At 62.7% G+C, this 26,985-nt stretch carries 28 protein-coding genes; 14 read left to right on the top strand and 14 right to left on the bottom strand.

From position 1 onward, the window contains the following. The first annotated feature begins 33 nt into the window (after positions 1–33). Complete coding sequence (gene ftsB / locus P9250_RS27485; RefSeq protein WP_244825598.1) at positions 34–498, top strand: cell division protein FtsB; 465 nt, start codon at positions 34–36, stop codon at positions 496–498. Between the two features lie 98 nt (positions 499–596). Here the strand turns inward: ftsB and P9250_RS27480 are convergent, their stop codons facing one another. The 3 genes from P9250_RS27480 to P9250_RS27470 form a co-directional block, all read right to left on the bottom strand. Then, on the bottom strand, positions 597–953 hold the full coding sequence (locus P9250_RS27480; RefSeq protein ID WP_244825596.1) for a hypothetical protein: 357 nt from the start codon (positions 951–953) through the stop codon (positions 597–599). Between the two features lie 144 nt (positions 954–1,097). Next, a complete protein-coding gene (hslO, locus tag P9250_RS27475) occupies positions 1,098–2,051 on the bottom strand; it encodes an Hsp33 family molecular chaperone HslO (RefSeq protein ID WP_244825594.1) in 954 nt (317 codons plus the stop codon). 57 nt (positions 2,052–2,108) lie between these two features. Beyond that, positions 2,109–2,633 carry a gamma carbonic anhydrase family protein gene (locus tag P9250_RS27470; protein WP_244825592.1) on the bottom strand — a complete coding sequence of 175 codons (525 nt, stop codon included), beginning with the start codon at positions 2,631–2,633 and terminating at the stop codon, positions 2,109–2,111. 244 nt (positions 2,634–2,877) lie between these two features. Here P9250_RS27470 and P9250_RS27465 point away from each other — a divergent pair, with 244 nt between their 5' ends. The 10 genes from P9250_RS27465 (at position 2,878) to P9250_RS27420 (ending at position 11,958) form a co-directional block, all read left to right on the top strand. After that, positions 2,878–3,723, top strand: a complete 846-nt coding sequence (locus P9250_RS27465; RefSeq protein WP_310396225.1) for a ferritin-like domain-containing protein — start codon at positions 2,878–2,880, stop codon at positions 3,721–3,723. A 35-nt stretch (positions 3,724–3,758) separates the two neighbouring features. After that, positions 3,759–4,643 (top strand): alpha/beta hydrolase, encoded by an 885-nt coding sequence (locus P9250_RS27460; protein WP_310396223.1) that lies wholly within the window; start codon positions 3,759–3,761, stop codon positions 4,641–4,643. Between the two features lie 76 nt (positions 4,644–4,719). Then, positions 4,720–5,562 carry a 3',5'-nucleoside bisphosphate phosphatase gene (locus P9250_RS27455; RefSeq protein WP_244825586.1) on the top strand — a complete coding sequence of 281 codons (843 nt, stop codon included), beginning with the start codon at positions 4,720–4,722 and terminating at the stop codon, positions 5,560–5,562. A gap of 107 nt (positions 5,563–5,669) precedes the next feature. Beyond that, complete coding sequence (locus tag P9250_RS27450; protein ID WP_310396221.1) at positions 5,670–6,299, top strand: L-threonylcarbamoyladenylate synthase; 630 nt, start codon at positions 5,670–5,672, stop codon at positions 6,297–6,299. 105 nt (positions 6,300–6,404) lie between these two features. Then, on the top strand, positions 6,405–7,070 hold the full coding sequence (locus P9250_RS27445; RefSeq protein ID WP_244825582.1) for a site-2 protease family protein: 666 nt from the start codon (positions 6,405–6,407) through the stop codon (positions 7,068–7,070). Positions 7,071–7,074: 4 nt separating this feature from the next. Then, positions 7,075–8,277, top strand: coding sequence for a tryptophan--tRNA ligase (locus P9250_RS27440; RefSeq protein ID WP_244825581.1), 1,203 nt, complete (start codon positions 7,075–7,077; stop codon positions 8,275–8,277). Beyond that, the gene (locus P9250_RS27435) at positions 8,277–8,873 is read left to right on the top strand and encodes a class I SAM-dependent methyltransferase (protein ID WP_310396218.1); all 597 of its coding nucleotides are present in this window, start codon (positions 8,277–8,279) and stop codon (positions 8,871–8,873) included. Before P9250_RS27440 ends, P9250_RS27435 begins: the two co-directional genes overlap by 1 nt. Before the next feature lie 63 nt (positions 8,874–8,936). Continuing rightward, a complete protein-coding gene (gene dapA, locus P9250_RS27430) occupies positions 8,937–9,842 on the top strand; it encodes a 4-hydroxy-tetrahydrodipicolinate synthase (RefSeq protein WP_250509232.1) in 906 nt (301 codons plus the stop codon). Positions 9,843–10,014: 172 nt separating this feature from the next. Beyond that, complete coding sequence (gene bamC, locus P9250_RS27425) at positions 10,015–11,157, top strand: outer membrane protein assembly factor BamC (RefSeq protein ID WP_244825578.1); 1,143 nt, start codon at positions 10,015–10,017, stop codon at positions 11,155–11,157. 27 nt (positions 11,158–11,184) lie between these two features. After that, positions 11,185–11,958, top strand: coding sequence for an MBL fold metallo-hydrolase (locus P9250_RS27420; RefSeq protein WP_250465174.1), 774 nt, complete (start codon positions 11,185–11,187; stop codon positions 11,956–11,958). A 111-nt stretch (positions 11,959–12,069) separates the two neighbouring features. Here the strand turns inward: P9250_RS27420 and P9250_RS27415 are convergent, their stop codons facing one another. Together P9250_RS27415 and P9250_RS27410 are read right to left on the bottom strand one after the other, a co-directional pair. Continuing rightward, on the bottom strand, positions 12,070–12,324 hold the full coding sequence (locus P9250_RS27415; protein WP_244825575.1) for a hypothetical protein: 255 nt from the start codon (positions 12,322–12,324) through the stop codon (positions 12,070–12,072). 269 nt (positions 12,325–12,593) lie between these two features. Further along, on the bottom strand, positions 12,594–13,841 hold the full coding sequence (locus P9250_RS27410) for a cupin domain-containing protein (protein WP_244825573.1): 1,248 nt from the start codon (positions 13,839–13,841) through the stop codon (positions 12,594–12,596). A 33-nt stretch (positions 13,842–13,874) separates the two neighbouring features. Between P9250_RS27410 and P9250_RS27405 the strand changes: the two genes are divergently transcribed. Continuing rightward, positions 13,875–14,420, top strand: a complete 546-nt coding sequence (locus tag P9250_RS27405; protein WP_244825571.1) for a peptidylprolyl isomerase — start codon at positions 13,875–13,877, stop codon at positions 14,418–14,420. A 51-nt stretch (positions 14,421–14,471) separates the two neighbouring features. On the opposite strand, the gene P9250_RS27400 is transcribed toward P9250_RS27405, so the two are convergent. The 5 genes from P9250_RS27400 to P9250_RS27380 form a co-directional block, all read right to left on the bottom strand. Continuing rightward, positions 14,472–15,806: a hypothetical protein gene (locus tag P9250_RS27400; RefSeq protein WP_250509227.1), complete on the bottom strand. Its 1,335-nt coding sequence runs from the start codon at positions 15,804–15,806 to the stop codon at positions 14,472–14,474. Then, the gene (gene mutS / locus P9250_RS27395) at positions 15,793–18,495 is read right to left on the bottom strand and encodes a DNA mismatch repair protein MutS (protein ID WP_250465171.1); all 2,703 of its coding nucleotides are present in this window, start codon (positions 18,493–18,495) and stop codon (positions 15,793–15,795) included. Before mutS ends, P9250_RS27400 begins: the two co-directional genes overlap by 14 nt. Before the next feature lie 213 nt (positions 18,496–18,708). Beyond that, positions 18,709–19,077: a YqjD family protein gene (locus P9250_RS27390; protein WP_244825565.1), complete on the bottom strand. Its 369-nt coding sequence runs from the start codon at positions 19,075–19,077 to the stop codon at positions 18,709–18,711. A gap of 177 nt (positions 19,078–19,254) precedes the next feature. Then, complete coding sequence (gene lplT, locus P9250_RS27385) at positions 19,255–20,553, bottom strand: lysophospholipid transporter LplT (RefSeq protein ID WP_310396213.1); 1,299 nt, start codon at positions 20,551–20,553, stop codon at positions 19,255–19,257. Positions 20,554–20,779: 226 nt separating this feature from the next. Beyond that, positions 20,780–21,583: an inositol monophosphatase family protein gene (locus P9250_RS27380; protein ID WP_244825561.1), complete on the bottom strand. Its 804-nt coding sequence runs from the start codon at positions 21,581–21,583 to the stop codon at positions 20,780–20,782. 323 nt (positions 21,584–21,906) lie between these two features. Here P9250_RS27380 and P9250_RS27375 point away from each other — a divergent pair, with 323 nt between their 5' ends. Further along, on the top strand, positions 21,907–22,683 hold the full coding sequence (locus P9250_RS27375) for an RNA methyltransferase (RefSeq protein ID WP_284503802.1): 777 nt from the start codon (positions 21,907–21,909) through the stop codon (positions 22,681–22,683). Positions 22,684–22,825: 142 nt separating this feature from the next. Then, the gene (gene cysE, locus P9250_RS27370; RefSeq protein ID WP_310396211.1) at positions 22,826–23,611 is read left to right on the top strand and encodes a serine O-acetyltransferase; all 786 of its coding nucleotides are present in this window, start codon (positions 22,826–22,828) and stop codon (positions 23,609–23,611) included. Between the two features lie 100 nt (positions 23,612–23,711). On the opposite strand, the gene P9250_RS27365 is transcribed toward cysE, so the two are convergent. The 4 genes from P9250_RS27365 to P9250_RS27350 all read right to left on the bottom strand — a co-directional run bounded on the left by P9250_RS27365 (position 23,712) and on the right by P9250_RS27350 (position 26,570). After that, a complete protein-coding gene (locus P9250_RS27365; protein WP_310396209.1) occupies positions 23,712–24,521 on the bottom strand; it encodes a UDP-2,3-diacylglucosamine diphosphatase in 810 nt (269 codons plus the stop codon). A gap of 11 nt (positions 24,522–24,532) precedes the next feature. Next, positions 24,533–25,024, bottom strand: coding sequence for a peptidylprolyl isomerase (locus P9250_RS27360; protein WP_244825556.1), 492 nt, complete (start codon positions 25,022–25,024; stop codon positions 24,533–24,535). A 72-nt stretch (positions 25,025–25,096) separates the two neighbouring features. Next, on the bottom strand, positions 25,097–25,684 hold the full coding sequence (locus P9250_RS27355) for a peptidylprolyl isomerase (protein WP_244825554.1): 588 nt from the start codon (positions 25,682–25,684) through the stop codon (positions 25,097–25,099). Positions 25,685–25,820: 136 nt separating this feature from the next. Continuing rightward, positions 25,821–26,570, bottom strand: coding sequence for a tetratricopeptide repeat protein (locus P9250_RS27350; RefSeq protein WP_310396205.1), 750 nt, complete (start codon positions 26,568–26,570; stop codon positions 25,821–25,823). Positions 26,571–26,985 lie beyond the last annotated feature (415 nt).

The raw sequence follows: 26,985 nt of genomic DNA, 5'->3' as shown, positions 1-26,985 counted from the left end.
GGTTGCCGGGCGGCGCTTATTTCGGCTACTCGAATGCGGCTCGTAACTGTCGTTCTGGTCTTGTTACTGGCGCTGATCCAATACCCGTTGTGGTGGGGACACGGCGGCTGGCTTCGCGTGCATGAATTGCAGCAGCAGCTCGCGCAGCAAAGCGACAAGAACACGAATCTGAAGCTGCGCAACGAGCGCGTTCAGGGTGAAGTGCAGGATCTGCAAAGCGGCACCGCGGCTGTCGAAGAGCGCGCGCGCTATGAGATGGGCATGGTGAAGGACAGCGAGGTGTTCGTGCAATTCGTGGCGCCGAACTCCAACGCGCCTGTCAACTCGGCGAACGTGCCCGGCATGAACGGTTCGACGCGCGGGCAAGTTTCGGCGGCGCCGTTGCGTGTGGTGCCGAATCCGGTTTCGCGCTCGAAGCAGGAAATGCGCGACGCGGACAAGAAAATGCAGAAGGAAAAGGCCGCCGAAGCGAAGAAGAAGCAGGGCGCGGCTAACTGAGCGGCTTTTCGTTTTTCCCGGCAGGACAAAAAAATGGCGCAGTCGATATTTCGACCGCGCCATTTTTCATGTGCGCCTGGTTTGCGCGGGATTCGCCGTTACCAGGAATAGCCGGTGCCGATGCCTATTCCCGAGCCCCAGTAAGGACCGCCACCCCAGCCGCCGCTGGAATAGCCGCCGTAGACCGTGACGGGGGGCGTGTAGTAATTGGACATCATCTTGGCGTCGTTGCCTATGCTCGCAGCCTTCTGCGATTCGTTCAGCGCCTGTTTGTCGATGGCGTTATAGCGCGCCATCTGCTGCTCGGGCGTGAGCGTCTCTTGCGGGGGCAGCGGCGTGTTGGGCAAGCGGCTGTAGATTGGCGAAGGGCCGGGCGGGTCCATCGTGCAGCCAGCGACGAGCGCCAAGCCCAAGAGGCACGACGAAAGTTTCCAGTTGAGCGTTGCGGTTTTCATTTGCGACCTCCAGCGGGCCGGTACTGAGTTCTGCGGGGTGAAAATCATACCGTGCGGCAAGCTTGATGCATCAACCGATGCAAAAGCCGCGCCGGATCGGCAGATGCCCTCGCCAATCCCGCGCAAACCCAGGCGCCGCAAGGCTCAGTGCCGCTGACCGGGCGCCGGGCTCACCCCTTGTGAGAGCTCTTTTGCGACAAAAAGTTGCGCAACGTCCACCGGGTCGAACTCGTAGCGTTGATTGCAGAACTCGCAGTGAACCTCGACGCTGCCGCGCTCCTTAATAACGCTGTCCACCTCTTCGCGGCCGAGCATCTTCAGCATGCCGCCGACCTTTTCGCGCGAGCAGCTGCACTGGAAGCGCGCGGGCGCAGGCTCGAAGTGCTGCACGTTCTCTTGCCAGAAAAGTCGCCGGAACACCGTCTCGGGCTCTTCCTTCAGCAATTCCTCGGCGGAAAGCGTGCTGCCGAGATGACACACGCGCTGCCAAGTATCGGCGTCGTGTTCGCCCGGATGCGGCACGATTCCGCCATCGCCCGGCAGCTTCTGCAGCAGCACGCCGACGGCGCGGTCGGTGTTGGCCGCGAGCCAGATACGCGTGTCCAGCTGCTCGGAGTGATGCATGTAGTGTTCGAGCACTTCCGACATCGACGTGAGCGGCCCGTGCTCGCCCGACAACGGCACGATGCCCTGATACGGCTGCTGTCCCGGCCTCTTGTCGTTCGGGTCGAGCGTGATGACGCAGCGCCCCTGGCCATTGCGGTTGAGCAAATCGGCAAGCGACATGTCGCCGTCGAGCTGCTGTTCGTTCGCGTCATCGGAAAGCTTGGCCGTGGCGCGCAGCGACAGATTCGAATTGCACTGCACGACCAGCATTTTCACGGGGCCGTCGCCATATATCTGCATGATGAGCGTGCCGTCAAACTTGAGGTTCGCCGACAGAAGCGCGCACGCGGCCATCATCTCGCCGAGCACATTGCGCACCGCTTGCGGATACGAACGGCGCGCGAGCACTTCTTGCCACGTATTGCGCAGCGAGACGATCTCGCCGCGCACGGGCGCCGCATTGAACATGAATTTTTGCAACTGGTCGTTCACAACTCTTCCTTGGGTGATGAGGCGAGACGCGCCGTCTTCGATAAGCGGATGAGCCGCTCAACCGATGCGCACGAGCTGCGCCTTGTAGAATTCGCGCCGGTCCGCGTAGCTCGCCGTGGCTCCGCGCATGCGGGCGATATCCGCTTCGCCGATTTCCCGCACCGCTTTGGCGGGTGCGCCGAGAATCAGCGTGTTATCCGGAAAAACCTTGCCTTCGGTGACGATGGCGCCCGCGCCAACCAGACAGTTGCGGCCGATTACCGCACCATTCAAGACCACCGCCTGAATTCCGATCAGCGAGCCTTCCTTTACGGTGCAGCCGTGCAGCATGGCCTGATGTCCGACGGTCACGTCGTTTTCGATCGTCAGAGGAAAGCCCGGGTCCGCGTGCAGCACCGCGCCTTCCTGCACGTTGCTGCCGTGACCGACGACGATCGGTTCGTTGTCGCCGCGCAGCGTCGCGCCGAACCACACGCTGGCATTTTCCTCGAGCGTCACCTGACCGATGATCGTCGCGGTATCCGCGAGAAAGACGCTTTCGTGGATGGTGGGGGCGTCGTCGCCGAGTTTGTAGATGGCCACTGTGTCTCCTGGGCGTTGTCTTCGAAGGGTGGGATGCGCTCGTTGCCGCGTCGGGTTGCGCGAGGGCTACAATGCGCGCCTTTGTCGTATGTCGTTTCGCGCCTTGTCCAATTGGTTGACCGCGCGGATTATTGCTTTCGGCGTGTCGTGCGTGCGCCGGGATTACCATTTTAGCCGGTTGCGCTGAAACGTCCTTCGCGCCGGCCGCATTCGCTTCCTGGCGTCTTTCGCTTAACCGAGCATCATGCAAAACGTTCCGACTTCCTTCACCGACGATGCCTGCATGCGCCGCGCGGCGCTCGCCATTCTCCGCGAGCGCGATCCGGTGACGAAAGCGCGCGACGCCCGCACGCTGTACGAGCGCTTGCTGAGCGGTGCGGCGCGCATTGACCCGGAGGTCGCGCTCGACGAACCGGACGACTTGCCCGGCCGTCCCGAGGCGCCGGAACTCGTCGAGCCGTCATCGCTCAAGCGCCGCAGCATGCAATCCGACGCGGGGCGCGCGGTGCTGCTGCACGCGCTTGCGCACATCGAATTCAACGCGATCAATCTGGCGCTCGATGCCGTGTGGCGCTTTCCTTCGATGCCCACGGCGTTCTACATCGACTGGCTGAAGGTCGCGGCGGACGAGGCGCTTCACTTCTCGCTGCTAACCGCGCGTCTGGCGCAATTCGGCCACGTCTACGGCGATTTTCCCGCTCACGACGGCTTGTGGGAAATGGCCGAGCGCACCCGCGGCGACGTGCTGGCGCGCATGGCGCTCGTGCCGCGCACGCTCGAAGCGCGCGGTCTCGATGCCTCGCCGCCCATTCGCAAGCGTCTCGCGCAGGCGGGCGACGAAGCGTCGGCAGCGATTCTCGATGTAATCCTGCGCGATGAAATCGGTCATGTGCTGATTGGCAACCACTGGTTCCGTTTTCTCTGCGACGCGGCGAGTCTCGATCCGCATCCTACTTACGAGCGTCTTGCGAAGCAGTATCACGCGCCGAAATTGCGTGGCCCGTTCAACTTCGAGGCGCGTCGCGACGCGGGCTTCGACGAGGCCGAGCTGCGCGCGCTCGCCGGGCTAGACGAGAACCCGTCGCTATAATCGAACGATCATCTTTTTCGAATGCGACACCGACCATGAAAGAATCGCGCTCCGAATTCGTCGATGCGCGCGGCGTGCGTCTGCACGTGCGCCGCTGGGGCTCGCCCGACGCGCCCATGCTTTTCATGCTGCACGGCTGGATGGACGTCGCGGCATCGTTCCAGTTCGTCGTCGATGCGCTCAAGGACGACTGGCAAGTGCTCGCGCCCGACGCACGCGGCTTCGGGCTGTCGGATTGGCCGGTGGCCGAGAAGGGCGGCGGCCATTACTATTTTCCGGACTATCTCGCGGACCTCGAAGCGCTCATCGACCATTTCGATCCCGTCGGCAAAGTGAACCTGATCGGCCACAGCATGGGCGCGAACTTCGCGCTGCTCTATGCGGGCGTGCGGCCGGCGCGGGTACGCCGCGTCGTCGATCTCGAAGGCTTTGGGCTGCCCGCGGCGCATCCGGCGCAGGCGCCCGGACGTATCGCTACATGGCTCGACGACCTGCGCGCGCCGCCACAACTGCGCAGCTATGCGACGCTCGATGAAGTCGCCGATCGGCTGATCCGCACCAATCCGCGCTTGGCGCCTGCTCGCGCGCGTTTTCTTGCGCAGCACTGGTCACGGCAGGAAGCCGACGGGCAATTTCATTTGCTCGCCGACCCGGCACACAAGCTGCGTGGTCCTACGTTGTATCGGCTCGATGAGGTGTCGGCGGTCTGGAAGCGGGTCCAGGCGCCCGTGCTGCATGTCGAGGCGAAGGATTCGCCCACACTTGCGGGTTTTGCCGGAAAAATGCCGATTGCCGAGTTCAAGACGCGCTTCGAGGCGTTTGCCGACTGGCGCGAGGAAATCATCGATGAAGCGGGGCATATGGTTCATCACGATCAACCCGAGCGAGTCGCCGCGCTCATCGAAGCGTTCTGCGCGTGAATGTGCACGCTAACGCGCGGCCAGGCGCAACGGCATCACCAGCACGTCATGCCGTTACAGTAAAATGTTAAAAATCATGAAGCCGACGATCAACGCCGATTTGCACTGCCATTCCACCGTCTCCGACGGCCAGTACGCGCCTGCGCAGGTCGCGGCGCGCGCGCACGCCGGCGGCGTCGGATTATGGTCGCTCACCGATCACGATCAGCTCGGCGGCCAGCGCGAAGCGCGCGAGACGGCCGAGGCGCTCGGCATGGGCTATTTGCCGGGCGTCGAGATTTCGGTGACGTGGGCCGGGCGCACGGTTCACATCGTCGGCATGAATGTCGATCCGGAAAACGCGGAACTGCAGCGCGGGCTCGAAGCCACGCGTAACGGCCGCGCGGCGCGCGGCGTGGCGATCGGCGAAGCGTTGGCGGCAGTCGGTATTCCGAACGCGCACGAAGGCGCGCTGCGCCATGCCGAGGACCCCGACATGATTTCGCGCGTACATTTCGCGCGCTTCCTGGTGGAAGAAGGCTACGCCAAGACCACGTCCGACGTGTTCGCGCGCTATCTCGGCGAGGGCAAGCCGGGTTACGTCGGCCACTGCTGGGCGAAACTCGCCGACACGGTGAAATGGATTCGCAACGCGGGCGGCGAGCCGATCATCGCGCATCCGGGGCGTTACGATTACAGCCCGCTCGAATTCGCCGCGCTCTTCGACGAATTCATCCAGCTCGGCGGCCGCGCCATCGAGGTCGTCACCGGCAGCCACACGCCGGATCAGTATCGCGAATATGCGGATGTCGCGCGTCGTTACGGCTTCGAAGCCTCGCGCGGTTCCGACTTCCACGGCGCGGGGGAAGGGCGCGTCGATCTCGGTCAGTTGCCGCCGTTGCCGGACGATCTCACGCCGGTTTGGGAGCGTTGGCTGTAAGGCGTCCGCACGGCTCGTGCTCCCTGCGTCATCCGAATTTCCGTACGCGCGGCACGCCTGGGCGCTCGCGTGGCGTTGCGGGCACGAGCGAACAAGAAGGCATCGTCATGTCTCAATTCTTTCGGATTCACCCCGACAATCCGCAGCCGCGGCTCATCAATCAGGCTGTGCAGATCATTCGCGATGGCGGGATCGTCGCGTCGCCGACCGATTCGAGCTACGCGCTTGCCTGCCATCTCGACGACAAGACGGCGGTCGAGCGTCTGCGCCGGATTCGTGGGATAGACGACAAGCAGTTGCTGTCGCTGCTCGTGCGCGACCTCTCGGAGCTGTCGAATTTCGCGATGGTCGACAACACGCAGTACCGGCTCATCAAGTCCGTGACGCCGGGCCCTTATGTGTTCGTGCTGCAGGCGACCAAGGAAGTGCCGCGCAGGCTGTCGCATCCGTCGCGCAAGACAATCGGGCTGCGCGTGCCGGATCACGCCATCACGCTGGCGCTGCTCGAAGCGTTGGGGCAGCCGCTGCTTGGCTCCACGCTGATCCTGCCGCCCGACACGGAACCGCTCAACGACGCGGAGGAGATCCGCGAACGGCTCGAAAAGCAGATCGAACTCGTGATCGATGCGGGCGCTTGCCCGGCCGAACCCTCGACGGTCATCGATCTTTCCGGCGGCGAACCCGTGCTCGTGCGCGCGGGACGCGGTAGTCTGGAACCGTTCGGTCTCGCCGCGTAAGTTTTTCGTCCACGCGCTTAAATCCTGCACAAACCGCCGGCGCGGCGCTTGGCATCGCGCCGCCTTCGTCTGCTCTCGCCTGCCTGCTTGATACAATACCGCCCTATGGATGCTTCCCTGATACAAACCATCGCGGTCTACGCGCTCCCGGTGATCTTCGCGATCACCCTGCACGAGGCCGCGCATGGCTACGCCGCGCGTCTGCTCGGCGACAACACGGCCTACGTGCTCGGCCGTGTCTCGATGAACCCGATGCGGCATATCGATCCCATCGGCACTATCGTGATTCCCATCGTGCTTTATTTCGTGACGAGCGGCGCGTTCATGTTCGGCTACGCGAAACCGGTGCCGGTGGCCTTCGGCAATCTGCGCAATCCGCGCTGGGGCAGCCTCTGGGTCGCAGCGGCGGGTCCCGGTAGCAACTTCGTGCAGGCGCTCCTGTGGGGCGTGATCGCGGTGCTGCTCGCGGCTTTCAATGTCGACGAACCGTTCTTCACGCGCATGGCGGCCGCTGGCGTCGGCGTGAATCTCGTGCTCGGCGTGCTCAATCTCTTTCCGCTGCCGCCGCTCGATGGCGGCCGCGTGCTCATGGCGCTATTGCCGGTACGCGCGTCGATCGCGTTTTCGAAGCTCGAACCTTACGGTTTCTTCATCGTGATGGCGCTGGTCGTGACGGGCGTGCTCACACGCTACTGGCTGAGTCCGCTCGTCGGCGTCGGTTACGCGGCGGTATCGGCCATACTGAATCCCTTCGCTTCACTATTCCCATAAAACCATGTTCCCTGACCGTATCTTCTCCGGCATGCGGCCGACCGGCTCGCTGCATCTCGGCCACTATCACGGCGTGCTGAAAAACTGGGTGCGGCTGCAGTCCGAATACCCGTGCTTCTTCGCCGTGGTCGACTGGCACGCGCTCACGACGCACTACGAGACGCCCGAGGTCATCGAGAAAAACGTCTGGGAAGTGCTGATCGACTGGCTCGCGTCGGGTATCGACCCGGCGCAGGCCACGCTCTTCATTCAGAGCCGCGTGCCGGAGCATGCGGAACTGTCGCTCCTGCTCGGCATGGGCACGCCGCTCGGCTGGCTGGAACGCGTGCCGACCTACAAGGAACAGATCGAAAAGCTGCGCGAGAAAGATCTCTCCACTTACGGCTTTCTCGGCTATCCGGTGCTGATGGCGGCGGACATTCTGCTGTATCGCGCCTCGCTCGTGCCGGTCGGCGAAGATCAGGTGCCGCACGTGGAGATGACGCGCGAGATCGCGCGCCGCTTCAACTACCTGTACGGCAAGGAACCGGATTTCGAGGAGAAGGCGCTCGAAGCCGCGAAGAAGTTGGGCGGCAAGCGCGCGAAGCTGTATCACGAATTGCGCGTGGCGTATCAACAGGAAGGCGATGACGAAGCGCTCGAACAAGCCCGCGCGATGCTGCAGGAATCGCAGAGCCTGTCGATGAGCGATCGCGAGCGCCTGTTCGGCTATCTGGAAGGCGCGCGCAAGCTGATTCTCGTCGAGCCGCAAGTGATGTTGACGGAAGCGTCGCGCATGCCGGGTCTCGACGGCCAGAAGATGTCGAAGTCATATGGCAACACCATCGGCTTGCGGGAGGACGCAGAGACCATCGCGAAGAAAGTGCGCACCATGCCGACCGATCCGGCTCGCGTGCGCCGCACCGATCCGGGCGATCCGGACAAGTGCCCGGTCTGGCAACTGCATCAGGTCTATACCGACGAAGCCACGCACGAGTGGGTGCAAAAGGGCTGCCGCAGCGCGGGAATCGGTTGCCTCGACTGCAAGCAACCGGTGATCGAAGGCATCTTGCGCGAGCAGCAGCCCATGCTCGAACGCGCGCAGAAGTACATGGACGATCCTTCGCTGTTGCGCGCCATCGTCGCGGACGGTTGCGACAAGGCACGCAAGTTCGCCGTCGAAACCATGCGCGACGTACGCGAGGCAATGGGCCTGTCCTACAACTGATGGACGCTGGCACGCCGAGCGGTTGGGTCACGCGCTGGGCGCATCTCATTGCGCCCGGCGCTTCGGTGCTCGATGTCGCATCCGGAAGCGGCCGCCACGCGCGCTGGCTCGCGGCGCGCGGGCACGCGGTACTGGCCGTCGACCGTGACGCCGATGCACTCGCCTCCATGTCCGCGCTTCCCGACATCGCGACGTTGTGCGCCGATCTCGAAGGCGCGCCGTGGCCGCTGGCTGGCGGCCGGACGTTCGGGGCGGTCGTCGTTACGCGCTACCTGCATCGTCCGCTTTTCACGCGTCTGATTCACGCGCTCGCGCCGGGCGGCGCGCTTATCTACGAAACCTTCGCGGCCGGCAACCAAACCGTCGGTAAACCGTCCAATCCTGCGTTTCTGCTCGAACCTGGCGAGTTGCTCGAAGCCGTGCGCGGCCGTCTGCGCGTGATCGCGTATGAAGACGGTTTCGTCGATGCTCCGCATCCTGCCTTCGTGCAACGAATCTGCGCTGTACTCGTTCCAGAGCCCGCAAAAGCCGGCGCGATTCAAGACACAACCGGTAACACACCCTCGGGTTGGCCACGTTACGAATTGACCGGCTAATCCGCTACAATCGCGGTATCGCGCTTTTTGCGACTAAATTTTCGATTAAATTCATAGAGTTTCATGACAAACGGAACACTTGGCGGCATCCAGATCCGCGGCAGCATTCCTGCCATCGTCACACCGATGCACGAGGACGGTAGTCTCGATTTGCCGGCGTTTCGAAAGCTGATCGACTGGCACGTCGCGGAAGGCTCGAATGGACTGGTCGTAGTCGGAACGAGCGGCGAGTCCGCCACCTTGTCGGTGGAAGAACACGTGCTGATGGTGCAGACGGCCGTCGAGCATACGGCCAAGCGCTTCCCGATCATCGCGGGCGCGGGGGGCAATTCGACGGCAGAGGCCATCGAGCTGTCGAAGCAGGCCAGAAAGGTCGGCGCCGATGCCACGCTACAAGTCGTTCCGTATTACAACAAGCCGACGCAAGAGGGCATGTACCGCCACTTCCGCGCGATTGCGGAAGCGGTCGACCTGCCGGTGATTCTCTACAACGTGCCGGGCCGCACCGTGGCCGACATGAGCAACGAGACCATCCTGCGTCTTGCCGAAGTGCCGGGCATCATCGGCGTGAAGGAAGCCACCGGCAATATCGATCGTGCGGCGCATCTCATCAAGCACGCGCCGGCGCATTTCTCGATCTATAGCGGCGACGATCCCACCGCCATCGCGCTGATGCTGCTCGGCGGCCACGGCAACATCTCGGTGACGGCCAACGTCGCGCCGAAGGCCATGAGCCAGTTGTGCCGCGCCGCGCTCGAAGGCGACGCCATCACCGCACGCCGTATCCATCTCGGCTTGCTGTCGCTGCACAAGCAACTCTTCTGCGAAGCGAATCCGATTCCGGCCAAGTGGGCGCTGCAAGCGCTCGGCCGCATGGAAGGCGGCATTCGTCTGCCGCTCACGCCGCTCGACGAGCGCTACCACGACGTGGTGCGCGACGCGTTGCGCGAAACCGGGCTGCTCGCCTGATCGGGCGCGGCGGGCGACCTTATCGAAATCATCGAGACGCCAGCACCGCCACAAGTGATCGAAATGAGCCACTTCATCAGTCATCAACCGCCGTTCATTGGCCCCGTCGGCCCGCACGAATAACGCGGGAACGACGCGAGGCAATGCGTCATCAGCAGCAAAGAAGGACCTCATGAACCGTTCCGCTCTTCTTACTCAAGCCAAACGCCTGAGCGTGTTGTCACTCGGCGTCAGCGCCGTCTTCGCGCTTGCCGGCTGCGATACGCTCAACGACTGGCTCGCGCCGGACCGCGTCAACTACAAGGCTGCTGAGACCGCGCCCGCGTTGGCCGTGCCGTCCGATCTTTCCACCGCCGACATCAGCCAGCGTTACGCCGCGCCGCCGAAGGAAAACACGCTCGGCGGCACCGCCGCGCGTTCGGTCACACCGGCCGGCAACACCACGCTCGGCGTGCCGACAGCGCAAGATCCGTACGGCATGCACGTGGAAAGCGATGGCGACCGTCGCTGGCTCGTCGTCGACGGCCGTGTGCCCGACCAAGTCTGGCCGCAACTGCAGGAGTTCTGGACGGAGAACGGCTTTACGCTCAAGACCGACTCGCCGCAGACCGGCATCATGGCGACCGACTGGGCCGAGAATCGCGCGAACATTCCGGACGACTGGTTCAGAAAGAGCGTCGGCAAGCTGATCGACTTCGCGTATTCGTCGGGTACGCGCGACATGTTCCGCACGCAAGTGGATCGCGCGGCGGACGGCTCGACCGACATCAACGTCACGCATAGCGCGATGGAAGAAGTGCTGACGGGTCAGGACAAGACTTCGTCGCGCTGGGAAACGCGTCCGCGCAATCCGGCGCTCGAAGCCGCGATTCTCGTGAAGATCATGCAGAAGTTCGGCCTGACCGAAGACCAGGGCAAGAAGCTCGTGACGCAGGCGCGTCCGGCGGGCGCGAAAGTCGCGGTCGATTCAGCCGCGGGCGGCTCGACACTCGATCTGGCGGAACCGTTCGATCGCGCGTGGCTGCGCGTGGGCCTCGCGCTCGATCGCACCAACTTCACGGTGGACAATCGCGACCGCGCGAAGGGTCTCTACTACGTGCATTATTCGGACTCCATGGCGGAGCTGAAGAAGGAAGGTTTCTTCGGCAAGCTGTTTTCGAGCAACACGCCCATGCCTACACGCCAGTTCTTCGTCAACGTGAAGCCGAAGGCGGATGCGCTTACGCAGATCGCCGTGGTCGACGCCAACGGCCAGCCGGACAATTCGTCGGATGCGCAGCGTATCGTGTCCTTGCTGCACGCGCAGTTGAACTGAATATTCGCGCATCGACATGGACACATTGTGAGATTTGCGAGCCTCGGCAGCGGTAGCGAAGGCAATGCATTGCTCGTCGAGGCGACGAGCGGCACGACCACCACGCGCGTGCTGCTCGACTGCGGGTTCTCCGCGAAGGAAGCCGAGCGCCGGCTCGCGCGGCTCGGCTGCCGCGCGGACGAGCTCGATGCCATCGTCATCACGCATGAACACACGGATCATATCGGCAGCGCGCTGACGCTTGCGCGCAAGTGGTCCATTCCATTGCATATGAGTTGGGGCACGGCTCGCGCATGCGGCGCCGACGAAGCGAACGTTCAGCTCAACGTGTTGTGGGGCGATGAGAGCGTCGCCATCGGCGATATCAGCCTCTTGCCTTACACGGTGCCGCACGACGCACGAGAGCCCTTGCAGTACGTGTTTTCGGACGGCGCAAGCCGTCTCGGCGTGCTAACCGACGTGGGTGTGTCGACGCCGCACATTCTGAACGTGTTGAGCGGGTGCGATGCGCTTGTGCTCGAGTCCAATCACGATATCGAAATGCTCGCGGGAAGCCGCTATCCGGCTTCGTTGAAGGCGCGCATCGGCGGAACGCACGGACACCTGAATAATGACGCCGCTGCTGCGATTCTCGCGGCGCTCGACCGTTCGAAGTTGCGTCATCTGGTTGCCGCGCATCTCAGTCAGCAAAACAATCTGCCGCATCTGGCGCAGGCTGCGCTCGCTGGCGTAGTGGGTGCGTCGGCGGTGGATGTCGTCGTTGCAACGCAGACCGAAGGGTTCGATTGGCTCGCGCTTTGATTATCTAAGCAACTCGCACAGAAAACGCAGACACAAAAAAACCGGCCCAAAAGCCGGTTTTTTTGCATGCAAGCTGCGATGAAGCAGCCCGCACTAAGTAAGGACTCAACCTTACTGGCTTGCGCCCGAAGCCGGGGCAGCCGACGAAGCGGCAGCGTCCGATGCTGCGCCAGCAGCCGAAGCTGCGTCGCTTGCAGCGGCCGAAGCGCTCGATGCTGCAGCGTTTGCGTCCGAAGCAGCAGCCGCCGGTGCCGAAGCAGCCGACGTATCGCTTGCAGCGCTCGGAGCAGCCGAATCGCTAGACTTGTTGCATGCAGCAAGAGCAACAGCAGCCAACAGGGATGCTACGAGGAGGGATTTCTTCATGATCACGTCCTTTTATGGTTAAAGGTAAGCAACAGCGCAAAGTACCGGTAATGTGTGCTCCAACACCGACCTGGGCCGCTGTGGAGCCCCACAATATTTTTTTGTTGTGAGACATCCTACGGCTTGGCCGGAAATTATAGGCACTTTCGACGCGACCGTCGATAAATCGGGGGCCGATACGTTGTCTTTCTCATACAAATTTTCATATTGCGGGACAGCAAAACAATTAGTTCCGCAAATACTTGGCGGCGCATTGGCTGTCAAGCAATTCAGATCAAAGAGTCCAGCTTAATCCAGCCCGCACAATACCATTCGTGCAGCAGCGATGTCATTGAAGAATCATCTGTAAGTGTTACAAAGCGTTTCCCTTCAAGGCAACGTGCATCGGCCAGTTCGGGAAGCCACTTTTTAGCCCTTGCAGTTAACGCTTCAGCCTCGCCATTAACAAAATAAGACGTCTTGTCATAGAGCAGAATAGTCTTACGGTCGAGCGTTAAACCTGCCTTCTTCGCGCGCTCTACAAACTTTTGCTGATTAAGCGCACGCTCCGGCGGATCAAAAACGACATTCGCTTTCGGCTCACTCAAATAACTGCCTAAAAACGCCGCGATATCCTTTTCGGTCCATTTGATATCCGCAAGGATCGAGCCAACCCGGTCGAGCAGAAGCTGCGGCAAAAGCGCGGGTTTCGTAACCGGCTCCTGTTGCGGATCGCGATAGCGCGCCTGCGCTTTTGCGTTCGCCGGTGTATCGCCCATGCGTTCGGCTAGGTGATAGAGGAACTGCGCCGTGAGTTCTCGCGTGGAAGGCGCGCGAAAGCCGATAGAGCAAGTCATGCACTCGCCTTCGGCGATGCCGTCATGCGCGATATGAGGTGGCAGATACAGCATATCTCCCGGCTCCAGCACCCATTCTTCCTCGGGCTCGAAGTGCTGTAAAACTTTCAACGGCATGTCGGGTTTTAGCGAGAGATCGCGCTGTGCGCCGAAGCGCCAGCGGCGCTTGCCATGCACTTGAAGCAGGAACACATCGTAAGAGTCGAAGTGCGGGCCGACGCCGCCGCCATCCGTCGCATAGGAGATCATGAGATCGTCCAGACGCGCATCGGGGATGAAGCGAAAGCAGTTCATCAACGCGGCGGCGCGATCGTCATGCAGGTTCACGCCTTGCACGAGCAGCGTCCATTCGCGCTTCTTGATGGCCGGCAGTTCGTCGGATGCGAACGGTCCGTGCTCCATGTTCCACGTATTGCGAAAATGCGTGATGAGGCGCGATTCGACGTCGTCGAGATCGGCGAGTTCGAAGAGTTCGTCGCGCGACAGCGGCGCCTTCATGCCGGGGAACGCCTGGCGAATCAGGAGCGGCTTCTTCTGCCAGTAACGCCGCATGAACTGTCGCGGCGTGCGGTTGCCCAACAGAGGCGTAGGCTCGTCGGGTAACGGTGCGCCAGGCTTGTGCATGTTGGGACGCAGGCTGGAATCGGGGATGGGTGTTGCTTCAGGTGGCCGCTTGGGCATCGTATAATCGAGGCTTGTATCTTGGAGGATCCAATGAAAATTGCGAAAGACACTGTCGTTCTGGTCGCTTACAAGCTATCGGATGCACAAGGCAATCTGATCGAGGAAAGCGACGAGCCGATGGTCTATCTGCACGGCGGCTATGATGGCACGTTCCCCAAGATCGAGGAAGCGCTCGATGGTCGCGAACCCGGCTATGAAACGTCCATTCAACTGGAGCCGCAAGATGCATTCGGCGAGTACGACCCTGAACTCGTGAAGATCGAGGAACGCAGCCGTTTCCCCGAACCGCTCGAAGTGGGCATGCAGTTCGAAGGCACGCCCGAAGACGCCGACGACGAACTCGACTCGCTCATTTATACGGTGACCGACGTTGCCGAAGACAAGGTCGTGCTCGACGGCAATCATCCGCTCGCAGGCATGGCGCTGCGCTTCGCATTGTCGGTGCAGGAAGTGCGCACGGCCACGGAAGACGAAATCGTGCATCAGCACGCGCATGGCGCGGACGGCCTTCAAGTGGCCGACGACGAAGACGATGACGAAGAGCCGCCGAAAGACGCGGGCCCCACGCTGCACTGATCATCTTGTTTGATGCAGTCCGAAAAGCGCAGCGCTTGCTGCGCTTTTTTTTTAATATCGATTGCTTTCGTTCGAGCCTTGAGGCGCTGCACCGTTCTGTACGCCCGATGCCGGCAATGGAAACAATGGCGGCATGGATTGCGGCGTAAAGACCGGTGGCAGGTCCGATGCAGGCGGCTGCGGTAAGGAAGGTGGCGCGGGCAACGGAGCGGGGAGGTCATCGCGCGGCAAGGCGGGCGGCGTGGTTGGCGGCACGATGGGCGCCGCATAAGAAGACGCACCCAGTGGTGCAGACGAACCGCTCGATTGCGCAGGTGCTTCGTTTTGCTGATCGCTGCTGTCGCGCTTACGGACATCGCTCACGTTGCGCACGCGCAGCCGGAATGGCGGATGCCAAGAAGCATCGCTCTGAACTTCGAGCCACTGCGTCTGCGGTTTCTTCAACGCGATCGCAACCCGCGTGAGATTCGTCACCACCAATCCCTTGTCGTTGTGCAAGGGCTGATCGATATGAAAGCCGCTCGGCTCGCTGGCGTCGCCGCCATGAATGACGATCACCGGTCCGCGAAACGTCTCCGCCGCTTTCACGAGGCTGCGCTTCAGTTCGAGAAAGCCGTCGCGTACCGGGTTCGTGCGCGAAAAGCGCAGCCATGCAAAACGATCGCGCTTTTCATAGCGCGCGAAATCCGGATCGCCCTGCATAAGCACGACGAGCGCGCGCATGCCCGAACGTCGCGCCGATTCCGCCGCATGTTCGAGCCAGAACGTGGTCGCCACCGCGCGATCCTCGAACTCTCCGTTGCGCCCGCCGGCCGTCAGGTAGTGATTGTTCGGGCTCGGCGCATTGAGTCCGATGAACGCGACGCCGTTCGCTTGCCAACGCACGATCTCGCGGAATGAGCGAAAGCGCGCGACATCGCTTTCGCGTGCGAGCGTGAGCGGGTTCTGTCCAAGTGAGCCTGCATCGCCGAAAAATTGCTGACGCACGAAATCGAGCCGTTCGACCGGATCATATGCGCCTGAGCGCGCCGAGCCGCAATCGGCCCAGTCGTGTTCGCCGAGCAGCATGATGAGCGGCGTGCGCGATGCATCGAGAAGATCGTGACGCGACTGATACACGCTGTCGCGGCATGCTTCGGCCGGTCCCTTCAGATTTCCGTCATAGACGATGAACGCCAGATTCCGATCGCGGCCGATGGCATCGAGCATTTGCCGCACGGGCGCTTCGTCGGCGGGACGCGAAAGAGAATCGGCAATGACGGCGAAGGTCAGCGGCCCGTTGTCTTCGCCTTGAGCGTGGGCGTGCGTGAGCGCGGCACCAAGCAGTGCCGCCGCGCAGAACGCGCGCATCAGACCGCCCGCCGAGAGGCGCTCAACGCGCGTCATCCGCCGCGGACTTCGCCATGTCGTGCAATTCGAACAGCAGTTCGAGCGCATCGCGCGGACGCAACTCGTTCGGATCGAGTGAACGCAGCTTGTCGAGTGCGGGATGCTCGGGCGGCGCGTGAACCGGCGATGCTTCCGGCTCGTCTTCATAATGGTAAGCCGGGCTCGCGAAGAGATCGTATTGCGGCGTCGGCTGGCCGATGGACTGCTGCTCCAGATGCGCGAGATGCTTGCGCGCCGCGCGGATCACCGCGGACGGCACGCCAGCCAGTTGCGCGACTTGCAGACCATAACTCTGATTGGCCGGACCTTCATTGACCGAATGCAGGAACACGATGCCATGATCGTGCTCGACGGCCGAAAGATGCACGTTGGCCGCCTGCGTGAACTCCGTGGGCAGTTGCGTGAGCTCGAAGTAGTGCGTGGCGAAGAGCGTGTAGCAGCCGTTATGCGTGAGCAGATGGCGCGCGATGGCCCATGCCAGCGCGAGGCCATCGAACGTGGACGTGCCGCGCCCGATTTCATCCATCAGCACGAGGCTGGATGCGCTCGCGTCGTTGAGAATGGCGGCCGCTTCGGTCATCTCCACCATGAACGTCGAGCGCCCGCCCGCGAGATCGTCCGCCGCACCGATTCGCGTGAAGATGCGGTCCAGCGCGCCGAAGCGTGCTCGCTTCGCCGGCACGTAGCTGCCGACGTGAGCCATGAGCGCGATCAACGCCGTTTGCCGCATGAAGGTGGACTTGCCGCCCATGTTCGGACCGGTGATGAGCAAGAGCTTGCGCTCTTGCGACAGGCAACAGTCGTTGGCGATGAATTGCTCGACCTGCGCCTCGACCACGGGATGCCGCCCTTGTTCGATATCGATGCCCGCACGCGCGGCGAACTCGGGCGCGACCCAGTCGAGCGCATGCGCGCGTTCGGCGAAAGCGCCGAGCAGATCCAGTTCGGCGAGCGCTGCCGCGACGCGCTGACAATCTGCAATGAATGGCAGCAGATTTTGCAAGAGCGCGTCGTAAAGCAAGCGTTCACGCGCGAGCGCCCGCTCTTGCGCCGAAAGCGCTTTGTCCTCGAAAGTCTTGAGTTCGGGCGTGATGTAGCGCTCGGCGTTCTTGAGCGTCTGCCGGCGCCGGTAGTCGTCGGGCACTTTGTCAGTCTGTCCGCGCGTGACTTCAATATAGAAGCCATGCACCTTGTTGAACTCGACGCGCAAATTGGTGATGCCCGTACGCGCGCGTTCGCGGGTTTCGAGATCGATCAGGAATTGATCGCAGTTCTCCGAAATGTCGCGCAACTCGTCGAGGTCCGTGTCGTAGCCGCGCGCGATTACGCCGCCGTCCCGGATCAGCGCGGCAGGCTCGGGCGCGATGGCGGCCGTGAGCAAATCGAGACACTCGCGCGGCGGTTCGAGCGCTTCGCCAATGCGCACGAGCGCCGCCGTCTGCGCGGGCACGGCTGCCACCAAGGCGCGCAGATCGGGCAGGGCGGCGAAGGTATCGCGCAGGCTCGACAGATCGCGCGGACGCGCCGACAACAGCGCAAGACGCCCCGTGATGCGTTCGATGTCCGAGATCTTGCGCAACGCGCTTCGCAACGCGTCGAGACCGCTCGCGGCGGGCGCATCGAGCAATGCGCCGATGGCATGCTGACGCGCCTGCGCAATCGACGTATCGCGCGGCGGATGATGCAGCCAATGACGCAACAGACGGCTGCCCATGGTCGTGCAGCAGGTATCGAGAAGCGAGAACAGTGTGGGCGATTCCGTGCCGCGCAACGTCTCGGTGAGTTCGAGATTGCGGCGCGTGGAAGGATCGAGCCCGATGTACTCCGACTCGTATTCCACCTTCAGGCTGCGCACGTGGCGCAACTGCTGGCCTTGCGTGGCGGCCGCGTAGATGAGCAGCGCACCCGCCGCGCCGCACGCGCAGGTAAGGGTCTGCGCGCCGAAGCCGTCGAGGCTCGCTACATCCAGTTGTTCGCCGAGACGCTTGGTGCCGGAGCTAACGTCGAAATGCCATGCGGGCACGCGCGTGGTCGCCGTGAGATTCGTCACGCCGAAGGAAGCGCGCGTGTCGGTGACGGTATCCGCGATAAGCGTTTCCGCCGGACGGATGCGTTCGAGCGCCGTGCTCACTTGCTCGGGCGCGACTTCCGCGAGCCGCAGCGCGCCGCTCGCGAGATTGAGCCACGCGAGGCCGACGCTCGTCACCACGCCGCGCCGATTATGCATGGGGCAGAGCGCAAGCAGATAGACGTCGCTTTTATCGGCGAGGAGCGCCGCGTCGGTCAGCGTGCCGGGCGTGACCACGCGCATGACCTTGCGTTCGACCGGACCTTTCGATGTCGCCGGGTCGCCAATTTGCTCGCAGATCGCCACCGATTCGCCGAGCTTCACCAGCTTGGCGAGATATTGCTCGCATGCGTGATGCGGCACGCCCGCCATGCGGATTGGATTGCCGTTCGACGTGCCGCGTTGCGTGAGCGTGAGGTCGAGCAGGCGCGCGGCTTTCTCGGCATCGTCGAAAAAGAGCTCGTAGAAGTCGCCCATACGATAAAAGACGAGCGTGCCGGGGTGCTCCGACTTGATGCGCAAGTACTGCTGCATCATGGGAGTGTGCTGCGCGATATCCGCCGGAAGCGCGGCCGCTGCATTGGAGAAAGGTTCGGGAGTTGCCGTTTGATTGCCCATCTTGCGTGCGGTAAGTGCAAAGACGCCGGGCGCAGCGTGCGTTCAGCCGCGCGCCAACTGATAGGGCATGAGTTTAACCTGTCGGGCACGTGCGAGAGGAGTCGGCCGAACGGGCTAGGGTCGAGTACGTGCTCCAGTAGCCGATGAAAGAACGAAGGCGCCGGACTCGCCGGCGCCTTCGTCAGAACCACGCAACGCTAAAAGCGCTGATCCTTATGCGCGTCCGGCCAGAAATCCGACCAGCAGCGCGAGACCTGCCACCGCGCCCAGCGTATGCCACGGCTTGTCGTGCACGAATTCGTCGGCGTAGCCTGCGGCATCGCCGAGCTTGCCTGTCAGTGCCGTACTCGCGCCGTCGATTTGCGAACGAGCGGTCTTGAGCTTCGATTGCAAGTCACGGCGCAACTTGTCGCCGTCGATATCCTTGCCGCTCTGGATCGAGCTTTCGAGGTCATCGAGCAAACTGCGCAACTGGCTGCTGGCCGAATCGACCGCATCGCTCGCACCGCGCACGGCGCGCTGGCCCACGTTGGCTGCGCCATTGATTTTGCTGTCGAGCGTCGAACGTGTGAACAATCCCATTTCCTTGCTCCTTATTGACGTGCCGAAAAGAGTCGCACGACGCGAACCCGCATGTATTGCAGCGTGCCGCGTCTGATGCTCTGTCTACCAGGTTTTTCGCGGTTGCCCGCGACCGATTGCACAGGCCACTGGGCTTTGCGGCCTGGTACGAACCCAGGATACACTCGGTAGCAAGCTTCATTCCTCGACGAGCGCGCCGAGATCCACATCGCGTTCGTTTTGCGAATGGCGGCGCATGGCGAGCGCCATCATCACGCCGACGAACACGCCGAATATCACGATGATCCATTGCACCGGAACCTTGATCGTGAGGAGCAGCGCGTAGGAGCCGAGCATGGCCAGCACGGCGATGTTCTGATTGAAGTTCTGCACGGCGATCGACGCGCCCGCGGACAAAAGCGTGGCGCCCCGGTGCTGAAGAATCGCGTTCATCGGCACGATGAAAAAGCCCGCGAGGCCGCCGAGCGCGATCATCAGCGGATACGCCATCAGAATATAAGCGGGCGCGAAGAGCGGCCCGATATGCACGCCTGCATTGGCAGGGAAGATGTCCTTGTTGTAGAAGGCCATGGCCACCGATACCGCGCCGATCAGCACGCCCACCGGCAGAACCTTGAGCGACTGCCGCAAGACGATCCATGCCGATGCCGCCGCCGCGCCCAGCGCAATGCCCACGCCCGTCACGCCCTGCAACACGGCCGCTTTCGAGAGCGAAAGGCCGAGATTGGCGTCGGCCCACTTGAGCACGAGCAGTTGCAGCGTAACGGCCGCGCCCCACAGGAGCGTCGTGACCCAGAGCGCGATCTGCGCGAGCTTGTCGGTCCAGAGCACCTTGAAACTGTGCGAGAAGTCGCCGACGAGGCGCGTCGGCTGGTTCAGCAAATTCGGGTAGCGCGCGCCGGTATCGGGAATGAACGCGTTGATCGCAGCCGCCGACGCGTAGATCAGCATGACCGTGAACATCGCGGCGTGCGCGGCGGTGTGCATCAACGGCACGTGCGCGTTCTCGACCCAGCGCGCCACGACTTGGCTCACGAGCGCGCCGCCGATCACCGTGCCGAGGATGGTCGATCCGACCGTCGCCGATTCGAGCCACGCGTTCGCCGCGATGAGCTTTTGCGGCGGCAGCAGTTCGGTCAGGATGCCGTACTTCGCGGGCGAATACGCGGCCGCGCCGAGGCCGACCACGCCGTATGCAATCATCGGATGCACGCCCGCGATCATCAGCGCGCAGCCCGCGGCTTTGAGCGCATTGGAGATGAACATCACGTGGCGCTTTTGCAGGGCATCGGCGAATGCACCGACGAAAGGCGCGAGCACCACGTACGACACCGTGAAGAAGATCTGAAGCAGCGGCGTGACCCACGGCGCCGATTGCACGACGGCAAGCATGGCGATCGCGGCGATCAAAAGCGCGTTGTCCGCAAGCGACGAGACGAACTGCGCGGCAATGATCGTGTAGAAGCCTTTTTTCATGGCAAAACGAGAGTTGGCGCGCGTCGTGCGGCGCGCGCCGGGGTGTGTTCGGGGGAAACGGACAGCCAAGGAGCGTGCTGTGGCGCTTGAACCTTGCCGCGTGCGCGAAAGATTGCACTGTATCGGAGCGGCGGATTCGATGCAGGAAGTGATGCAGCGTGGCGATCGAAGAACGAGGAAAACGCTCGGCGGGCCGCTCGCGCGTGCCCGCCAACCCAGCCGCCCCTTACTCTCCCGTCAACCGCGTGCGCGAATGCGGATCGAGCACCTTGATCATCTGCGCGTACACCTTCGGATTGGCCGCGACGATCTCGTTCTGGAACAGGAAATCCGATTCGCCCGTGTAGTTGCCGACGAGACCGCCCGCCTCCGTGACGAGCAGACTGCCCGCAGCCACGTCCCACGGATGAATGCCTTGCTCGAAGAAGCCGTCGAGACGGCCCGCCGCGACATTGGCGAGATCGAGCGCCGCCGCGCCCGGACGACGCAGGCCCGCGCACGACAAGGTCATTTCGCTGAAAAGGCGCATATAGCCGTTCAGGCCCTGGCCGTCACGGAACGGAAAGCCCGTGCCGATGAGCGCATCCGAAAGACGATCCAGCTTGCCCACGCGAATGCGACGCTCGTTCAGATACGCGCCACGGCCGCGCGATGCCGTGAAGAGGTCGTTACGCGTCGGGTCGTAGATTACGGACTGCGTCACGATGCCCTTGTGCACGAGCGCGATCGACACGCAGTAATACTGGAAACCGTGGATAAAGTTCGTGGTGCCGTCGAGCGGGTCGATGATCCACTGGAACTCGGAGTCGCGATCGTCCTTGCCGGATTCTTCGGCAAGAATGGAGTGATCGGGATAAGCGGTGTGCAGCGTCTCGATGATGGCGGCTTCGGACGCCTTGTCGACTTCCGTCACGAAGTCGTTGTGCTGCTTCTTGCTGATCTGGATACGGTCCAGGTCCAGCGATGCGCGGTTTATGATCTGTCCGGCGCGGCGCGCGGCCTTGACAGCGATATTGAGCATCGGATGCATGAGCGAAATCCTTTGACCGCCGTGCACGGGCAAGAACCGCGAGCAGGCGAATTAAATGAGCGACAACGACTTTGTCGACGAAAGACGAATTGGATAAGAGCGGGGCGGGGCGCGGCGCCAGGCAAAGTTGAAGAGGCGAAACGCAAGCGCGCTATTTTACCCGAAACGCGCCTTTTGGCCGCGCGCGCGAACCAAAAAGCCGCCAACATCGCCGACAATCGCTAACATAGCGGACTGTGTGTACCCGTACGCCATTGATGCGCGACGAGACGCAATACCGACGCGCACGAACCATTCAGCAACACGCAAAGCACCATTCATCCTTGGACACCAACCAATTCATCGCGCCCGCGGGCGGCTTCACGTCGACCCGTTTCATCCTCGTCGAGCCGAGTCATCCTGGCAATGTCGGCGCGGCGGCGCGCGCGCTCAAGACCATGGGCTTCGCGCGCCTCGTGCTGGTCGCGCCGCGAGTGGCCGACGTCAAGAACGAACCCGAAGCCATCGCGATGGCAAGCGGCGCCGACGACGTGCTCGCGAGCGCCCATGTCGTCGATACGCTCGCCGATGCGCTCGTCGGCGTGCGCTGGTCCGTCGCGCTCACGGCGCGCATGCGCGAGTACGGTCCGCCGCAGATGCCGCCACGCGCACTCGCCGAACGCGCGCACGAACTCGTGCGGCATGGCGACATCGCGCTCGTGTTTGGCAACGAGCGCACGGGCTTGTCCAACGCGGATGTCGAGCGTTGCAGCGCGCTTGCCCATATCCCGGCGAATCCGGCGTATAGCTCGCTCAATCTGGCGCAGGCGGTGCAGGTCCTCGCCTACGAATTGCGCGTCGCGTTTCAGGAGCCCGCGTCCGAACTCACGCTCGTCGAGCCGGCCGCGCACGTCGCGGGTGCATCGAGCGATGAGATCGAAGGCATGTACGCGCATTTCGAAGAAGCGCTCGTCGCGCTCGACTTTCTGGATCCCGCCAATCCGAAGAAGCTGATGTCGCGGGTGCGGCGGCTCTTCGCGCGCTCGGGACTCGAACACGAGGAAGTGAATATCCTGCGCGGCATCGCCAAACATATTCTCGCGCGCGTCAAAAAACCCTGAACGCGATGTGGCTGCAAGCAACCGTGCTTGCAGCGGGGACAATCGTGCAGAGTTCGTCCGAGTGACTCTACAATCGCCAAAAATATAAGCTTTGCGCGCGCGGTCATTTGGGCTTCGCGCCTGACCCCATCGAGATCACGACATGTTCCAACGACTTCGCGAAGATATCGCCGCCATCCGTGAGCGCGATCCCGCCGCTCGCAGCGCCGTTGAAGTCGTGACGTGCTATCCCGGCCTGCATGCCATCGTGCTGCATCGTTTCGCGCATGCTTGCTGGCGCGCGCAGTGGCGCTGGCTCGCGCGTTTCGTCTCGCAGATGGCGCGCTTTCTCACCGGCATCGAGATTCATCCGGGCGCGACGCTCGGCAGGCGCGTGTTCATCGATCACGGCATGGGCGTGGTGATCGGCGAGACGGCCGAGATTGGCGACGACTGCACGATCTATCAGGGCGTGACGCTTGGCGGCACGTCGCTCACGCGCGGCGCGAAACGGCATCCCACGCTGGGGCGCGGCGTGATCGTCGGCGCGGGCGCAAAGGTGCTCGGCGGCTTTACGGTCGGCGCGGAGGCGAAGATCGGTTCGAACGCGGTCGTCGTGAAGCCGGTTCCGGCGGGCGGCACGGCGGTGGGCAATCCGGCGCGCATCGTGATGCCGGCGGTGCAGCGGCCAAAGGAAACCGCGCGTGGAGGCTTTTGCGCGTACGGCATCACGCCGAACGCGGACGATCCGGTGTCGCTGGCCATTCACGGTTTGATCGATCACGCATCGACGCAAACGCAGCGTGTCGATGAAATCGTCGCCGCGCTCGAACGTCTGGGCGCGCGCGTGGAAGCGCTCAATGGTGCCGGCGGAGCGGGGCTCGTGGACTTGAAGCGCTTGTGCGCGTCGATGGAAGGGAAGGTGGAAAGCGAACTCGCGCAGCGGTAATTTTTTGTGCCGTTGCGGCGCGTGAAAGCGTGAGTGCAGTTCGAATTTCGCGCTCGCACGGCAACGGCTGCGTGGCGAACCCAAGAGTCATGCACCAGAACTACAACGGCAGCGCGCGAATCCCTTCCTCGTCGATCCGCAGATACCCGCCGCGCGGTTCATCCATATCCAGTTCCCAATCCGGCAACACCCAGCGCGCGCCTTCCACTTCCCAATGCATCGCCGGACGATGCGTATGTCCGTGGATCATCGTATGCGTGCGGCTGCGGATGAAAAGCTCCGACACCGCCTTGCGCGTCACGTCGTATTTCGGCGATTCGCCCTGCATGCGCGCGCCCTCGCTGTTCGTGCGCATGCGCTGCCCGATGCCGAGCCGCGTCTTCAGCGGCAACGCGAGAAACGCGCGCTGTGCGAACGGATTGCGCGCAAAGCGCCGAAAGCGCTGATAACCGGGATCGGCGGTGCAGAGCGCGTCGCCATGCGCGAGGACGATACGCGTGCCGAACGCGGTCATGGTGAACGGATCGGGCAACGGAAGTGCGCCGGCTTCCTTCATGAAGCGCTTGCCGAGCAGAAAATCGCGATTGCCATGCATGACATATAACGCGATGCCGCGCTCGGTGAGCGTATGCAAAAGCTTCGTCATGCGGCGCGCGAAGCGGGCGCGCTCGTCGGCGACGGCGTCATCCAGGATATCGTCGCCGACCCAAAATTCGAACAAGTCGCCGAGGATGAAAACCGAGTCCGCGCCGCTCGCCGTGACTTCGATGAAATGCTCGAACGCGGCGACCGTCTTTGGAATCGCCTCGCTCAAGTGCAGGTCGGAAATGAAAAACAGCGGGCGCGCGTTGTGCGCTGCGCCCGCTGCTTTTTGCGCGACCTCTTGCCTGAAAGACTTCGTGTCGATCATGCGTGCCGTGTTCAGACCACCACGGCCTTTTCGATCACGACGTCGTCCACCGGCACGTCCTGATGAAAGCCCTTCGAGCCGGTCTTGACCTTCTTGATCTTCTCCACCACGTCGAGACCTTCGACCACGCGGCCGAACACGGTGTAGCCCCAGCCCTGCGGCGTCGGCGACGAATGGTTCAGGAAGTCGTTGTCCTTCACGTTGATGAAGAACTGCGCGGTTGCCGAATGCGGGTCGTTCGTGCGCGCCATGGCAACCGTGCCGTTGTCGTTCGTGAGGCCGTTGTTGGCTTCGTTGTCGATGGGGGCATCGGTCGGCTTTTGCTTCATGCCCGGCTCGAAGCCGCCGCCCTGAATCATGAAGCCGTCGATTACACGGTGGAACACGGTGTTGTCGTAATGACCCTTCTTCACGTAGTTGAGGAAGTTCTCAACCGACTTCGGCGCCTTTTCAGCGTCCAGTTCGATCTTGATGACGCCGTGGTTCGTATGCAGTTCGACCATGATGATTTCTCCGGTATGTTGATGATTGACGATGAGCGGCGTTCACCGAACGAACGCTGCCGGGTTGTGCGTTTATTGCGAGACCACGGTAGCCGACTCGATCACGGTCGGCTTTTGCGGCACGTCCTGCATTGGGCCGCGCGTGGTGGTCGGGCTCGCTTCGATCTTCTTCACGACATCCATGCCCGAGACGATCTTGCCGAAGACGGCATAACCGTTGCCGTCGGGATTCGGGAAGTCGAGTCCTGCATTATCGACCGTATTGATGAAGAACTGCGCCGTGGCGGAATTCGGGTCGCTGGTGCGCGCCATGGCGAGCGTGCCCGTCGTGTTCTTCAGGCCGTTCTTGCTTTCGAGCGCGATGGGCGCGCGCGTGGGCTTCTCGGCGAAACTCGTGCTATAGCCGCCGCCCTGGATCATGAAACCCGGAATCACGCGATGAAAGATCGTGCCCGAGTATTGACCGGACTTCACATAGTCCAGGAAGTTCGCGACCGTCTTCGGCGCCTTCTCCGGATACAGCTCGACCTTGAAGTCACCTTGCGAGGTATGGAACAGCACGGTCGGATGCGCGCCCGTTGCGGATTGCGCCGCCTGTGCGTAGGCGGGCGCGGTAGCGATCAGGGCAGCGCTGGTAAGCCCCAGCATCAGCAATTTCATGAAGGATCGGTCCTCGGGTGATGAATGCAAACGAATGCAGATAAGCAGCCGCAATCGCGGCCGACCGACAGCTTACCGCCTGCACGCGCGAGTGCGCCAATTGGCATTGTCCGACGCCGCGCCGTGGTCGCGTGTCTCAAGGCTGCGTCTGCGGCGCGACGTAAGGCGCGGTCGGGAACGGCCCGGTTGCGCCGCCGTACGGCGAGTACGAATCGGGTGAGGGCATGGTCGACAGGCCGGTGCCGCTGTCGGTGCTGCCCGAGCCTTGCGCGGGCGCCCATTCACCCGATGGCGATTGCGGCGCCGTCGTGGCGCGCGTGCCCGAGGCGCCATTCGCCGCAACGCCGCGACGAACCGGTGGCGGCGTGATGATGTTCTGAATGGCCGTCACGCGCTGACGCGTGAGCGGACTCGTCGAGCCGAGCGATTGCGCGCGTTTGTACGCTTCGCTCGCGAGCCGCAGATAAAGATCGCCGAGATTGTCGTATGCGAGCGCGTAGCCCGGGTTCGCCTTGACCGCCGTTTCGAGCGCGGCGCGCGCTTCTTCGTAGCGGCCTTTCTTGGCGTAGAGCGCGGCGAGGTTGTTATACGGCTCGGGCAGTTCGGGATACGCCTGCGTGAGTTCGGTGAAGGCCACGATGGCGTCGTCGTCGCGGTTCAGGCGCGCAAGCACGGTGCCGCGCTTGAACTTCGCCTGCACGTCGGTCGGATTGGTGGCGATGCGCGCATCGAGTTGCTTGAGCGCGGCGTTCCAGTCTTGTCCGGCGATGGTCGAGTCGATTTGCGGCGTGCCGTCGGTGGTGGATTTCGCGAGCTGCGCGAACGCCGTGGTCGAGATGCCGACCGAAGCCGCCATGCCGATGACCGCGATCGCGCCGGCACGCATGAGCGTGTTCCTCGCGATGTTGCGGGAAAGAGAGAAAAGGTGCGAAGGCATGCGCGCGCGAGCGTGAGTCACTTGGAATCGATTCAAGGAATGAGGCAGCGAAGGGATCATAACCGGGCTTGATGGATGAGCGGCCGGCAAGCGGCCGGCAAGCGGACAACCAGGTGTCGAAGCAAGTCAGCGAAGCATGCGGCAACTTGGCCGACAAGCCCGCCGCAAAAGGCCTCGGGCATGGCTCGAGCGTCACGCGCGAAGTCCGTCGCGCGGCACGCCGGGCACTTCATGGGCACAGGCCCCGGTGTTATACTCCGACCCATTCTAACAAAAGGTCCGTACGTTTCGCGCACGCGCCGGCTGCTTGCAGCTATCCTTTGCAAGTGCATGTGTTGCCCGGTGTATCGAAGCAGCGTTGCGA

The sequence above is a fragment of the Caballeronia sp. LP006 genome (genome assembly GCF_031450995.1).
Taxonomy (GTDB): Bacteria; Pseudomonadota; Gammaproteobacteria; order Burkholderiales; family Burkholderiaceae; genus Caballeronia.
The sequence above is the reverse complement of the archived record's forward strand: the minus strand, read 5'-3'. Positions and strand labels throughout refer to the sequence as shown.